This is a genomic window from Methylobacterium gnaphalii (assembly GCF_007992215.1).
In the GTDB taxonomy this organism is placed as follows: domain Bacteria; phylum Pseudomonadota; class Alphaproteobacteria; order Rhizobiales; family Beijerinckiaceae; genus Methylobacterium; species Methylobacterium gnaphalii.
Map to the genome: position 1 here is coordinate 152,404 of NZ_BJZV01000013.1, position 12,892 is coordinate 165,295.

Below are 12,892 nucleotides of genomic sequence, written 5' to 3' on the forward strand. Positions count from 1 at the left end.
AGGTTGTAGACGATCAAACCGCACGGCAGGAAGCGCATCGCTCCGGCAACCGGCCTCAATCTTGGGCCGCGTGCGCGTTTTCAGGCGGCGAGGCCGTAAGCCACGGGCTCCGCGGCCACGACGCGGCCGCGGCCGGCGCGCTTGGCGGAATAGAGCGCGGCATCCGCCTGGCGCATGAGATCTTCGAACTCTCCGGCCTCGCCGGGTGCCGTCGCGGCGACGCCGACGCTCACGCCGATGCGCAGCCGCGGATAGGCGGCGAGCGAGACCGTCGCCACCGCGGCCCGGACGCGCTCGGCGATCCGTGCGGCCGTCGCGAGGTCGCAGCCGGACAGGGTGCAGGCGAACTCCTCGCCGCCCATGCGTCCGAGCACGGCGCCCGGCGGCAGCACGGCCTCGGCCAGATGGGCGAAGGCGACGAGCACGCCGTCTCCCACGGCGTGGCCGTAGGTGTCGTTGACCGATTTGAAGTGGTCGAGGTCGAACAGAAGCAGCGCGACGGGGTCACCACCGCCCGCCAGACGGGCCTCGGTGCGGCCGACGAAGGCCCGGCGGTTGGCGAGCCCCGTGAGCGCATCCGTCTCCGCCGCGAGACGCTGGCGCCGCTCGGCCCGTTCCTTGGTCAAGGCCATCAGCACGAAGGCGATCGCCACCGTGAACAGGACGCCGACGAAGCAGAGCACGGGGAGCCAGGGCGATTCGACCACACGGCTGGCGGGCGGCGGCTCCAGGAAGAGCGCCAGCGGCACGCGGATCCAGTACAGCACCGTATAGGCCGACATCAGGATGATGGCCGGCCAGCGGGAGGCCAGGGGCTCGACGCGGCCCCGCAGGATCTCCCGGGCGCTGAGGGCGCAGAACGATCCGGCGATCGTGGAGGCGAGCGCGATCCGCGCCGGAAGCGACGCGTAGAAGGCGGGCACCAGGCAGGCGAGGCCCCAGACGAGGCCGCCGGCCAGGGCGATTCGATAGGCGGGCCTCAGGCCCTCGAAGCTGCGTACGCCGCTCCAGATCAGGCCGTAGGCCGCGAGCATCAGGGCGTTGCCGAGGCCGATCGACAGGCTGTCCGGGATGATGCCGCGCAGGCAGAGCAGGGCCGAGGCCCCCGCGCCGACGAGATGGGCCACGCCCCAGATCGCCAGGGCCCGCGACCGCCGGTCCTGGCTCCAGGACAGCAGAAAGAGCACGCCGACGATGAAGGTGACGACCACCGTCATCAGAAAGAGGGTCGGGGTGTCGAGGCGCATCTGCCGGGTCTGTCCTTTACCTGCTCGCCGCGTGCCGGCCCGACGCCGCCATGGTTGCTCCTCAACCGCGAAAATTGAGTTTACGCAATGTCACACAGACAGGGGGTAGCCCTCGAGGCGGCTTTCGTCAGGCGGCGTACGCAGGCGCCGCGCGAGACGTCGCGCCAGCCCCGTCTGTCTCTCTCCATCGGCATGGGCTATCTTGGCCGTATGAGCCTGCTTCGCCATACCCGCCGCCTCGGCCGATGGGCAGCCTGCCTCGTGGCCGGCAGCGTCGTGGCGTCGGCCGGTCCCGCGGCCGCGCAAGCCTTCTCGCCCTTCATCGGCTTCGCGTCACTGCCCTCCTTCGCCTGGCCGCAGCCGGAGAGCATCGACGAAGGTCGCTGGGCCGGCTCCTATGCGAGCCTGTCGGCGGGCTACCAGGTGTCCTCGTCGAAGCATTTCGGCAGCTATTCCGGGCCGACCGTCGGCTTCGAGGGTGGTCGGATGTGGCAGGAGGGGCGCTTCGTCTACGGCATCGTCGGCGGCTTCGACTATCTCTCGGCCATCGGCGGAAACGCGACGCCCGGCTTCGGCCGCCTCGCCTATTCGCGCGACTTCGCGGGCGCGCTCCAGTTGAAGGTCGGTGCGCTGCTGACGCCCGACGTGCTCGTCTACGGCAAGCTCGGCGCGCTCGCCGTGCACGAGCAGTGGCGCGTCGGGCCGACCTCGGTCTCGCAGCCCTTCTCGCGCGACGACATCGCGATCCGGCCGGACGCCCGCGTCGGCGTCGAGTGGGCGGTGACCGACAAGCTGACCTTGGCCGTCGAGGCGGGCATGACGGGCAGCGGCATCCGCTGAGCGCGCCGGCTACCCCGCCCGCCGGATCAGGCAGGTGGCGACGGCGTAGGTGACGGTAGCACCCCGCGCATCGAAGGCTCGCAGCGCCCGTCTGAGCTGACCGGGCGAGCGGGCTGCCGTGAGGTCGGAGGGCGTCTGAGCGCCGATCGCCCGCAGCGCCCGCAGGAAGGCGGCGCCGTCCTCATGGGTCTCGCGCACGTCCTCCAGCCGGATCTCGGTACGGCAGGCCGCGAAGCGCATGGCCCGCAACGCGTCGATCGTTGGATAGGCGGGCGTCGCCGAGACCCGTCCCACCGCCTCCTGCGCTGCGTCCCACTCGCGAAAGGTGCCGGCGGCGAGGGTCGTGACGGCGAGCAGGCCGCCGGAGCGCAGCAGGGCGCAGAGCCCGGCCAGCGTACCCGGCAGATCCACGAACCATTGCGCGGCGAGGCTCGACGCGATGAGATCGAAGCCGGGGGCCATGGCGGGACGCTCGGCATCCATGACGGCGAAGTGAAGATCGGCCGCCGCGCCGATTCGCGTCCGGCAGCGCGCGATCATTGCAGGCGCTATATCGGTGGCGAGCATCGGTCCGACCGGAATCCGGCTGCGCAGGGCCCGCGTCAGGAACCCAGTGCCGCAGCCGATTTCGAGGGTCCGGGGCGACGGTGCGAGCGGCGCGGCGGCAATTGTCGCGGCGAGCCCATCGGCGACGACGGCCTGGATGCGGGCGTCGCCGTCATACTCGTCCGCGCGATCGAAGGCCCGCGCGACAGCCTGTTTCCACGCGGTCATTCTTGTTCGAGATGCGATCGTCCAGCGGCTCGCGCCCGCCCTACCCTGCCGGGATGGCCCGCTCAAGCTGACGCGGCGCGGGCCTGGACCGCAACCCTTGCCAGAACGGCATTGCCCCCGACGCCCGGTCGAGCCCTGGGCCGTGCTCATCGTGGACGAGGGCGGTCATGCCGCCCACAATGATCCGGAGCGGGCGCGGAGCGGCGAGACCATTATGCGCGAGCTCCGCAGCCGGTGCAGCCTTCCCGCGGGCGGTGCCCTACCGGCTCGGCACGAGGACAACCGACGTCATGGAAGAGGACAGCGTTCACGGCACCATGGCGCTGCCCGTCTCGGAGCCACGGACTGCTCTGGAGATGGCCGATGCCTGAGAATCCCCTATCCGGCCGCCGCATCCTGGTGGTCGAGGACGATTACTTCCTCGCGGATGATCTGCAGCGGAGGCTGCGGGCTTCCGGCGCGATCGTTCTGGGGCCGGTGCCCTCGGTGGAGGGGGCACTCGGCCTCGTCGATCGCGAGACCGTCGACGCTGCGTCGATCGATGTGAAGCTCGGCGTCGAGATGGCCTACCCGGTGGCCGATGCGTTGCGCGCCCGAGGCGTGCCGTTCCTGCTCACGACGGGGTACGACCAAGCCTCGCTCCCGGAGCGCTACGCCAAGGCGCCGCGATTGGAAAAGCCCGTCGCGGTCGAGGAGGTTCTGCGAGCGCTCGGGCGTTTGCTGAACGCCGCATAGCCCCTGACCAGCCGAGCACGGAAGGGGGTCAAGCCGACGTCACCGGCAGAGGCCTGAACCGCTCCCCGGCTGCGCGGTCGCAAGGCGGACGCCCTGGAAACCAGCCTCCTCCGCGCCGATCCGCGTCCGGCAGCGCGCGATCATCGCCGGCGCGATATCGGTGGCGAGCATCGATCCGACCGGAATTCGGCTGCGCAGGGCTCGCGTCAGGAACCCGGTGCCGCAGCCGATTTCCAGGGTCCGGGGCGACGGTGCAAGCGGCGCGGCGGCCGCGTCCATCACAGTAGAAGGAGGCAGCCGCGAAGTGTGCTGATCGCCGTGCGGATCCATAATGCGGCTTGGTTGGACTTTGCCCGATCCGGAACACCACACATTTTGACCCTGTCTCTGACACTGCGACGCTCAAATAATCAGACGGCTATCTTTCACTGCTGAAGAAGCGCATCCTGCGTCATCACCGGCCGAGAACGACAGGCTCCCGTGGCTGAGGGCCAAGTCTCCCGCCTGCAGGGTTTGGGAGGTCACGTGGCTAGGATCGGTATCCATCGGACATCATTGAGTCACCTGAGCAGCACGGCCGTTTTGGCCACCTGTTTCTGCATGCCGCGGCTGCCAGGTGCGGCGCCACCAGTTCTACAATCACAGACCGGGAGTGACGATTATGGCCACGGAAAAGCAGCGCGGCAGTCGTGAGGCGAAGAAGCCGAAGAAGCCCGTCGTGAAGACGAATGCGTCTGCACCGTCGATGAAGAATCCCGTCAGCGACGCCTTGAAGGCACCCGGACGCAAGTAAGCGCAAGAGCGCTCACCAACGCTGCCCGAGGGGCCGCTTCGACCGCATACGTTGCGCAGCGATGCGGTCTTCTCGTTCCAACCGACCGATCAGCTTCCATCGAAGGGGGTTGACTCGCCATCCTCGATGTCTCGGCAACTCTGGATTATCAGGAATGCGAATTCTCGTCGGCTGCGAGATGACTTACGACTTTCAGTATCCCACAACCCTCATCGCGATGCTGAATGTTCACTCATCACGGTTTTCCGACCTTGAGCGGCCAGACTACATTTTGACGATGCCCTCCGTACCGCTGGAGGGATATCGTGACAGCTTTGGAAACTGGTGCACCCGCTTGGTTGCGCCGGCCGGTCTCCTGACGCTGAAGACCGATACGGTCGTGCGCGATCACAGCGAGAATGAAGCACCACCTGATACAGCCGCGACTGAAGCGTTCGCCTCGATGTTGCCGACGGACACGCTGCTCTTCCTAATTGGAAGCCGGTATTGCGAGACAGATCGACTGTCGAACATCGCCTGGGAACTGTTCGGAAGCCTGTCGCCAGGGTGGTCGCGCGTCCAGGCCATTTGCGACTACGTGCATGACCGGATCACGTTCGGGTACGAACACTCGCGGGCGACGCGTACAGCCGCAGAGGTCTTCGAGGAGCAACGAGGCGTGTGCCGCGACTATGCTCACCTCGCTATTACCTTTTGCCGATGTCTGAACATCCCGGCGCGCTATTGCACCGGCTATGTCAGCGACATTGGCTTGCCCCTACCGCATTCACCCGGCGACTTCGCGGCTTGGATGGAGGTTTTCTTGGGCGGACGCTGGCACACGTTCGACCCGCGGAATAACAGCCCGCGCATCGGTCGCATCTTGATTGCATATGGTCGCGACGCTGCCGACGTGCCGCTGACGCTTACCTTTGGGCCGAATTCGCTCGTCAATTTTGTGGTTACGACTGAAGAGGCACCCGCCATCGCGAATTGAGGTCGGCCTCGCGGCTTTTCTATTCCCCGCCTTACAAAACAGACACTTATCAATCTAAATTTTCATTATTGCTATACTTGCAGATTGTTCGGCGCCTGTACCCTGCCGCAAGGATACGCAGATGGACGATGACAGAACACTGATCGCGTTCGTTCTTATTCCCTCGTAGTCGAGAGTTTTATCGAAATCTTTCGTTTGCCGAGCATAATACGAATTAGGATAATGTTCATTGACGTAACTCTGCGTGAGTCGCATTGCTAGCCGATATTTTTCGTCGAAATCGCGATCCCCATAAGTATCTTTGTCGGTGAAGGTACCGTTTTCGATCGCAGCTGCTTGCTTTTCGCTCGAGACTTTACGTCGAGCGGCTTCTTGTCGCCGCCGACTCTGCGCTTTGAACCAGGAGATAATTTTCATTGCCGATCCTCAAATTTTCAATGGCTGCGGGATCGTCACTCGCCTGGTCATTTTCGACACAAGGACCATCCGCCGCATTACAGACTAAATCGGATTAACTTGAATACGAATATTTGGAACGTCGAAGAAGATCACATTCCTCAAGTCGGCGATGGTCACTTTGGATATAGGAGAAACTCTATTGTTGCGCTTGGCCTTGTTCTGAGGCCATGACGTCAAGAGCCTAACCCGCTGGCGCCGAGAGCGGCGCCTCAACCAACCGCCTATTGTAGGTAACCTGGGCATCACAACACCTGCGAGCGCGGACCGATTGACTACGAGTTATTATCGATAATTATGAACACTTCCGTGATGACACAGTATTGAAACGGAATGGGAACGCAGATAGCTACATGCAGCTATCTGCATGAAATGGCTAAGCCCCTGTCGTTTGGCCTAGCACCTGCAGGGCGCGATCTTTGATTGCTTCGCGGCCTGCCCATTCGGGCTCGATCTCATCGTTACGAGCGAGAGTTCGATTCCGAGTATCAAAGCAGTGCCGAGACAAGGCGCGTCCTCCGAGGAAGGCGGGAGCGCACGTCTCTCTCAGTCGCAGGCGCCCTAAGATTGTTGGCCGGCGATTCGTCGACGTTAGATCATTGTACAAAAGATAACAATGAGACGGCTGGCGTGCTCAGCGAGCCTGGCGGACTTGGGAGCTCTGCGACTTGGCCCATACAGAAATGGCTCATCCGCCCCAAAAACGATGCCACTCAACGCGGACCTTCCGGGTGGGCGCCCAGCATCAGACGTCGATCCTTCGCCGAGCCTTACGGCAGCGCGAACACGGTGAGCTGGCCGCCGGCGGCGGTGTACTGCGACAGCGCCGCGTAGCCGCCAACCGCTCCGGAGCCGTCGGCGGGATCGGTCAAGCCGGCGGCGAGGCCGATGCCCGCCCAGCCGCCGACACCGGAGAGCACGGCGACGTACTGCCGGCCGTCGTGCATGAAGGTCATCGGATTGCCGACGATGCCGGAGGGTGTCTTGAAGCGGTAGAGCTCGTGCCCGTCGCGGGCATCGACCGCCTTCAGCCAGCCCTCCAACGTCCCGTAGAACACCACGCCGCCCGCCGTCGCCAGGGTGCCGGACCACACCGAGAACCGCTCCGGGAGCGACCAGGCGATCCGCCCCTTCACGCCGTCCCAGGCGATGACGTTTCCGGTCCGGTCCGTGCCGGGCGGCGGGTAGAGCCCGAGCGTCGCGCCGACATAGGGCTGGCCCGGCACGTAGGTGACGTGGAAGGGCTCGTAATCCATGCAGAAGTGGTTGGTGGGCACGTAGAACAGGTGCGTCTGCGGCGAGTAGGCTGCCGGCTGCTGGTTCTTCGCTCCCAGCGCCGAGGGGCAGATGCCGTGCATCACCTCGTCCTCGCCGGTGGTCTCCGGGGCGTGCCGCGGATCCACCAGGGGGCGCCCGTAGGTCGGCGAGGCCCGGTCGCGGTCGATCGCCGTGGCCCAGTTCACCGTCGGATCGAATTTCTCGGCAGTGACGAGTTCGCCCGTGGCGCGGTCGAGGCTGTAGCCGAAACCGTTGCGGTCGAAATGCGTGAGGAGATGGCGCGGCCGGCCATCGACCTCCTGGTCCGTCAGGATCATCTCGTTGACGCCGTCATAGTCCCACTGGTCGTGCGGGGTCATCTGGTAGAGCCAGGCCGCACGGCCGGTCTCGGGGTGCCGGGCGACGATCGACATGGCCCATTTGTTGTCGCCCGAGCGCTGGGCCGGGTTCCAGGTCGAGGGATTGCCGGTGCCGTAATAGAGCAGGTCCAGGGCGGGGTCGTAGGAGAACCAGCCCCAGGCGCAGCCGCCGCCCATGCGCCACTGGTCGCCGTCCCAGGTCTTCAGCGACGAGTCCTTCCCGATGGGTTTGCCGAGTTCGGTCGTCTTGTCCGGGTCGACCAGCATGTCTTCGTCCGGCCCCGTCGCGTAGGCCCGCCAGATCCGCTTGCCGTCCTTGAGGCCGTAGGCGGTGACGTGGCAGCGGGCGCCATACTCGCCGCCCGAAATGCCGACGATCACCAGATCCTTCACCGGCAGCACCGTGGCCGTGTTGGTCTCGCCCTTCGCCGGATCGCCGTTCTTCACCGACCAGTTCACCCGGCCGGTCTCGGCATCGAGCGAGACCAGGGTGGTGTCGTTCTGGTGCAGCAGGATCGCGCCGTCCGCATAGGCGAGCCCGCGGTTGACGGTGTCGCAGCACATGACAGGCACCACGTCGGCCGCCTGTTTCGGGGCGTATGACCAGAGGATGCGGCCCTCGTGGTCGAGGTCAAGCGCGTAGACCGTGTTCGGGAACGGCGTGTGCACGTACATCCGATGGCCGACGACGAGCGGCGCGCCCTCGTGGCCGCGCAGCACCCCGGTGGAGAAGGTCCAGGCTACCTTGAGCCGGGAGACGTTCTCGGCGGTAACCTGATCGAGCCGCGAGTAGCGGGTATTCGCGTAATCGACCGTCTGGATCACCTGCTGACCGGGATCGGCGAGCCGGGTTTCGAGATCGGATCTTTCCGCCTGGCCGACGGCCGATGCGGGGCCGGCGAGACTCCACAGGAGCACCGACAGCAGCAGACGTTTCATCGCAAAACTCGCCTTGTCCGAGGCCTCGTCAGCCGTCGTTCAACGGGTGCAGGTCGCGCACCATGCTCTTGAGGCGGTCGTCGAGCACGTGGGTATAGATCTGCGTGGTCGAGATGTCGGCGTGTCCCAGCAGCTCCTGCACGATCCTGAGGTCCGCGCCGTTTCGCAGCAGGTGGCTGGCGAAAGCATGGCGCAGCACGTGCGGCGAAATCCGGTCGGCCCGGATGCCGGCCGCTGCGCCCGCGACCTTCAAATCCCGCGCGAAAGCCTGGCGGGTCAGGTGTCCGCTCTCGCTGTCGGCCGGAAACAGCCACGGACCATCACCCGGAACATGACGCAGGTGCTCACGCATGGCCTCCCGGGAAACGTCCGTCAGCGGCACCAGACGCTCGCGCCCACCCTTGCCCTTCACCACGAGATAGCGCTCGCGCGTCGAGGCCGCCGAGCGCGGCAGGGCGATCAGCTCGGAGACGCGCAGGCCCGTCGCGTAGAGAAGCTCCAGAAGACACAGCATTTTCCGGGCTCGGGCCGTCTCCGCCGCACTCTCGGCGGCGGCCACCCGCTCGCGCGCCGCGGCCAGCAGCCCGTCGACCTCCGCGATCGAGAGCACCTTCGGCAGGGCCTGCGCCCGGCGGGGCCCGGCAACCGGAGCGCTCGGGTCGGATTCCGAAAAACCCTCTGCGTAGAGGAACTTATGGAAGCCGCGGATACAGGAGAGCCGGCGCGCCGCCGAGGACGCCTTCAGCCCGCGCGGCTCCAGATCGGCGATGTAGGCCCGCACGCTCGCCGCATCCGCCTCGACCGGATCGATGCCCTCCGCGGCAAGGTAGGCAAGGTAGTCGTCGAGATCGCGCCGATAGGCCGCCAGCGTGTTCGCAGCAGCCCCACGCTCCGCTGCCAGCATGTCGAGAAAGAGCTGCGCCACGTCGGCGGGAGGCCGTTCTGTCTCAGCGGCTGAAGCGGGCGCTGCCACCGGGCGGCGTCCTCGGCGTTGGGCGCCTGGACGGCCTTCGCTCACTTGTTGCCCGGTTGGAGCTTCCCTGCCGGGATCGTCACGCTCATCTCGCGCTGGGTCGGCTGCACGAAGGTGGCCAACGCGAAAAGTCCGGCGAAGACGGCGCCCCCGAGGATGGCCAGGATCGCCAGGAAACGGAACAGGGACGGCACGGCGCGCGAACCTCTCGGACAAACTCTGCCAAGAGCAGGCTACGAAAAGTGTGATCGGCTTTTCGTGTGAAGCCTACTCTAACCCTCTGAATTGATCACGTTTTCTACGTTTTGATCGACTCGATTTAAACGCAGCGCGATCTCGCGCGCGGCAAAGCCGGTTGCGCGTGTCGGACCGGAGGATCTGGTCCCATGCGTGGCGTGCGAAGGCAAGGTCCACGAAGCCACAGGAACAGCCTGGCGAAATGCTTCGCCCGCTCCCGAAAATTGGCTATGACCGCGCGATGACCGACCCCGACGCCACGGGCTCAGAGCCGGACGACCCGATCGAGGCGCGCATTCGCCGCGCCCTCGGCGCGCGCTCCATCGTGCTCGTCGGCCTGATGGGCGCTGGCAAAAGCACGGTTGGCCGCCGCCTGGGCACCCGTCTCGGCCTCATGTTCAAGGACGCCGATGCCGAGATCGAGGCGGCTGCGAACCTCACCATCACCGACCTGTTCGCGATTTACGGCGAAGAGAGCTTTCGCGAGGGCGAGGAGCGCGTCATCGCCCGTTTGTTGCGCCAAGGCCCAATGGTGCTGGCCACCGGCGGCGGCGCCTTCATGCGCGACGCCACGCGCGAGCGCATCGCTGACAGCGCTGTCTCCGTATGGCTGCGCGCCGAGCTCGACGTGTTGATGCGGCGCGTGAAGAAGCGCAGCACCCGCCCCCTGCTGCAGACCGCCGACCCGGAGGCGACGATGCGCGACCTGATGGCGGTGCGCCATCCGGTCTATGGACGGGCCGATGTCATGGTGCTGTCCCGCGACGTTTCCCATGACCGCGTGGTGCAGGACGTGCTGGAAGCCCTCGACGTCTGGCTGAGCCCGCCTGCCCAGGGCGTCGCCGCGCAGTAGAGCCCGAGCGAGAGAATGAGCGAGCACCTCACCGTCCACGTGCCCCTCGACCAGGGCCGCGATTACGACATCTTGATCGGCCGCGGGCTGCTCGACGAGGCCGGCAGGCGGATCGCAGCCCTCGGCGGCAAGGCAGCTGCCATCGTCACAGACGACACCGTCGGCGGTCTCTACGCCAAGCGGGTCCAGGCCTCCCTCGAGGCAGCCGGCCTGCGCTCCGGCATCGTCAGCGTCGCTCCCGGAGAGGCCTCGAAGAGCTACGCCACCTTCGCTCAGGTTTGCGACGGACTACTCGGGTACCGCATCGAGCGCGGCGATCTCGTCGTAGCGCTCGGCGGCGGCGTAGTTGGCGATCTCGCGGGCTTCGCGGCGGCCTCGCTGCGCCGCGGCGTGCGCCTCGTCCAGGCGCCGACGAGCCTGCTCGCACAGGTCGATTCCTCCGTCGGCGGCAAGACCGGCATCAACTCGCCGCTGGGCAAGAACTTGATCGGTGCTTTCCACCAGCCCCGCCTCGTCCTCGCCGACACCGCGACGCTCGACACCCTGGTCGAGCGCGAAATGCGCGCCGGCTATGCCGAGGTCGCGAAATACGGCCTGATCAACGACGCCGGATTCTTCGACTGGTGCGAGGCGAACTGGGGCGGTATCTTCTCGGGTGGCCCCGAGCGCGACGAGGCCGTGGCCATCTGTTGTCGGTCCAAGGCCGGCGTCGTCGTGCGCGACGAGCGCGAGGACGGCGAGCGCGCTCTGCTCAATCTCGGCCACACATTCGGCCACGCCCTTGAGCGGCTGACCGGCTACGACCCCGCCAGGCTTGTCCACGGTGAAGGTGTTGCCATCGGGCTCGCCCTCGCCTTCCGCTTCTCCGCTCGTTTGGGACTGTGCTCCGGCCAAGATGCCGGCCGCGTCGCCAATCACCTGGCTCTCGCCGGGCTGCCGACGCGTCTGAGCCAGGTTCCTGGCGGCTCAGGCGATGCCGACATGCTCCTCGACGCCATGACACAGGACAAGAAGGTACGCGACGGACAGCTCACCTTCATCCTCGCTCGCGGCATCGGCCAGAGTTTCATCGCCCCAGGCATCGACGCCGCCGACGTCCGGGCCTTCCTGACGGATGAGTTGACCAACGCGTAGTCGGCCGCGACCGGTCTACCGGATTACACGGGGCCGAGCGCCGCACGCGTTGCGGCATCGGCGCCGATCTCGTCAACGCCATTCATGCCGAGCGCCTTGGTCAGCCGAAGCCGAGCACGGCTTACCCGGCTCTTCACAGTACCGACCGCAACACCGCAGATCTCAGCCGCCTCCTCGTAGGTGAAGGCCTGTGCGCCCACGAGAACCAAGGCTTCGCGCTGGCTGGAGGGCAAGAGATCAAGCGCCTCGTGGAACTCACGCAGTTCGAGGGAGACCTCCTGAGCGGGCAGGCTTGTCAACTTGCCAGCCATGACACCATCGGCATCCCCTACCTCGCGCTTGCGCTTGCGCAACTCGGAGTAGAACGCATTACGGAGGATGGTGAACAGCCAAGCCGTTAGGTTGGTGCCGTGCTGAAAACTGTCCGCTTTGACCCAGGCCTTCACCAGCGTGTCCTGAACCAAGTCGTCGCTTCGATCGAGGTCATAGGTCAGTGAATAGGCGAAAGCTCTGAGCGCGGGAATCGCCCCGAGCAGCAGAGACCTCATCTCCGCGTCGGCTCCCGGTGGCGTGTTGTTCTGCGGTTGAGCCGGGACGGTCATCCGGGTCATCGTGGGCCCTCCGTGCTTCGATCCTGCGCGGCAAGCACGTCGACGAGCCGCGTCAATCTTTCGGGCAGGGGTTGATTGAGGACGCCCGCATAGAGGAGGCGCAGGCCGCGCCCGATGCGTCGGCGCGCCTCGGCTGCGCCGCCAATGGCCGGCGACTTCTCCGCATCCGAGTTGGATGCTCGGGGTGCTGGTTGTCCGAACCGGGACCGGTCGCGCTCGTGATTGTTCATCACTCCCCGTCATCGTGCCTGCCTGAGGGCCACGGCCGATGTCGGAGCGTGCAGAAATCTTGAGAGCGGCACGTTCAGTCGGATGAGGCCATCATTGAAGGCTACCGTGCTAGTGCCGAGCGATTTAACCGTCTCTGAAATGCGCGTTCAGTCGCTCTTCAAGAAGCAGAAACGATTAGAAACAAGAACGAGACGAGTTTATAGCCAAGCTTAGCAGCTTAAATAATTGCCCACGTCAGCAGCAATTCTTTCGAATGGCGCCAGAATGCTTTCGGACTCAACCAACGTCACAAGCTAGACCGACAGCTTTGCCGAAGCACGATTCGTGGGATCCGGCTGTTTCCGCAGCCGTCACGGCCTAGTCCACCAACGGCGAACGACCCACCTGCTTGCATGGCGCAGTAGTGGCTGGTAGCCCATTTCCCGATGCCGGTTTAGCTCAGCTGGTAGAGCAACC

The 12,892-nt window shown here is 65.7% G+C and carries 15 protein-coding genes; 6 read left to right on the forward strand and 9 right to left on the reverse strand.

The window, feature by feature from the left end:
• Positions 1-80 precede the first annotated feature (80 nt).
• Positions 81-1,247 (reverse strand): GGDEF domain-containing protein, encoded by a 1,167-nt coding sequence (locus tag MGN01_RS13065; RefSeq protein ID WP_147047051.1) that lies wholly within the window; start codon positions 1,245-1,247, stop codon positions 81-83.
• An 87-nt stretch (positions 1,248-1,334) separates the two neighbouring features.
• On the opposite strand from MGN01_RS13065, the gene MGN01_RS13070 reads away from it, so the two are divergent.
• The gene (locus tag MGN01_RS13070; protein ID WP_238258559.1) at positions 1,335-2,087 is read left to right on the forward strand and encodes an outer membrane protein; all 753 of its coding nucleotides are present in this window, start codon (positions 1,335-1,337) and stop codon (positions 2,085-2,087) included.
• 9 nt (positions 2,088-2,096) lie between these two features.
• Here the strand turns inward: MGN01_RS13070 and MGN01_RS13075 are convergent, their stop codons facing one another.
• The gene (locus tag MGN01_RS13075) at positions 2,097-2,861 is read right to left on the reverse strand and encodes a methyltransferase domain-containing protein (RefSeq protein WP_147047052.1); all 765 of its coding nucleotides are present in this window, start codon (positions 2,859-2,861) and stop codon (positions 2,097-2,099) included.
• A gap of 363 nt (positions 2,862-3,224) precedes the next feature.
• Between MGN01_RS13075 and MGN01_RS13080 the strand changes: the two genes are divergently transcribed.
• The gene (locus tag MGN01_RS13080) at positions 3,225-3,596 is read left to right on the forward strand and encodes a response regulator (RefSeq protein ID WP_147047053.1); all 372 of its coding nucleotides are present in this window, start codon (positions 3,225-3,227) and stop codon (positions 3,594-3,596) included.
• Positions 3,597-3,635: 39 nt separating this feature from the next.
• On the opposite strand, the gene MGN01_RS13085 is transcribed toward MGN01_RS13080, so the two are convergent.
• The gene (locus MGN01_RS13085; protein WP_147047054.1) at positions 3,636-3,926 is read right to left on the reverse strand and encodes a methyltransferase domain-containing protein; all 291 of its coding nucleotides are present in this window, start codon (positions 3,924-3,926) and stop codon (positions 3,636-3,638) included.
• Positions 3,927-4,257: 331 nt separating this feature from the next.
• Here MGN01_RS13085 and MGN01_RS24395 point away from each other — a divergent pair, with 331 nt between their 5' ends.
• Both MGN01_RS24395 and MGN01_RS13090 read left to right on the forward strand, forming a co-directional pair.
• A complete protein-coding gene (locus MGN01_RS24395) occupies positions 4,258-4,389 on the forward strand; it encodes a hypothetical protein (RefSeq protein WP_280178543.1) in 132 nt (43 codons plus the stop codon).
• 154 nt (positions 4,390-4,543) lie between these two features.
• The gene (locus tag MGN01_RS13090; protein ID WP_147047055.1) at positions 4,544-5,365 is read left to right on the forward strand and encodes a transglutaminase-like domain-containing protein; all 822 of its coding nucleotides are present in this window, start codon (positions 4,544-4,546) and stop codon (positions 5,363-5,365) included.
• 54 nt (positions 5,366-5,419) lie between these two features.
• Here the strand turns inward: MGN01_RS13090 and MGN01_RS13095 are convergent, their stop codons facing one another.
• The 4 genes from MGN01_RS13095 to MGN01_RS13110 all read right to left on the reverse strand — a co-directional run bounded on the left by MGN01_RS13095 (position 5,420) and on the right by MGN01_RS13110 (position 9,564).
• Positions 5,420-5,782 (reverse strand): hypothetical protein, encoded by a 363-nt coding sequence (locus tag MGN01_RS13095; protein ID WP_147047056.1) that lies wholly within the window; start codon positions 5,780-5,782, stop codon positions 5,420-5,422.
• A gap of 809 nt (positions 5,783-6,591) precedes the next feature.
• Positions 6,592-8,397 (reverse strand): methanol/ethanol family PQQ-dependent dehydrogenase, encoded by a 1,806-nt coding sequence (locus tag MGN01_RS13100; RefSeq protein WP_147047057.1) that lies wholly within the window; start codon positions 8,395-8,397, stop codon positions 6,592-6,594.
• A gap of 28 nt (positions 8,398-8,425) precedes the next feature.
• Complete coding sequence (locus MGN01_RS13105) at positions 8,426-9,370, reverse strand: site-specific tyrosine recombinase XerD (RefSeq protein ID WP_280178544.1); 945 nt, start codon at positions 9,368-9,370, stop codon at positions 8,426-8,428.
• 41 nt (positions 9,371-9,411) lie between these two features.
• Positions 9,412-9,564, reverse strand: a complete 153-nt coding sequence (locus MGN01_RS13110) for a histidine kinase (protein ID WP_147047058.1) — start codon at positions 9,562-9,564, stop codon at positions 9,412-9,414.
• A 284-nt stretch (positions 9,565-9,848) separates the two neighbouring features.
• On the opposite strand from MGN01_RS13110, the gene MGN01_RS13115 reads away from it, so the two are divergent.
• Both MGN01_RS13115 and aroB read left to right on the forward strand, forming a co-directional pair.
• Positions 9,849-10,460 carry a shikimate kinase gene (locus MGN01_RS13115; protein ID WP_147047059.1) on the forward strand — a complete coding sequence of 204 codons (612 nt, stop codon included), beginning with the start codon at positions 9,849-9,851 and terminating at the stop codon, positions 10,458-10,460.
• 15 nt (positions 10,461-10,475) lie between these two features.
• Positions 10,476-11,594, forward strand: coding sequence for a 3-dehydroquinate synthase (gene aroB, locus MGN01_RS13120; protein ID WP_147047060.1), 1,119 nt, complete (start codon positions 10,476-10,478; stop codon positions 11,592-11,594).
• A gap of 23 nt (positions 11,595-11,617) precedes the next feature.
• Here the strand turns inward: aroB and MGN01_RS13125 are convergent, their stop codons facing one another.
• Together MGN01_RS13125 and MGN01_RS13130 are read right to left on the reverse strand one after the other, a co-directional pair.
• The gene (locus MGN01_RS13125; RefSeq protein WP_373319226.1) at positions 11,618-12,205 is read right to left on the reverse strand and encodes a sigma-70 family RNA polymerase sigma factor; all 588 of its coding nucleotides are present in this window, start codon (positions 12,203-12,205) and stop codon (positions 11,618-11,620) included.
• Complete coding sequence (locus MGN01_RS13130; protein ID WP_147047061.1) at positions 12,202-12,435, reverse strand: NepR family anti-sigma factor; 234 nt, start codon at positions 12,433-12,435, stop codon at positions 12,202-12,204. Before MGN01_RS13130 ends, MGN01_RS13125 begins: the two co-directional genes overlap by 4 nt.
• Positions 12,436-12,892: the final 457 nt, after the last annotated feature.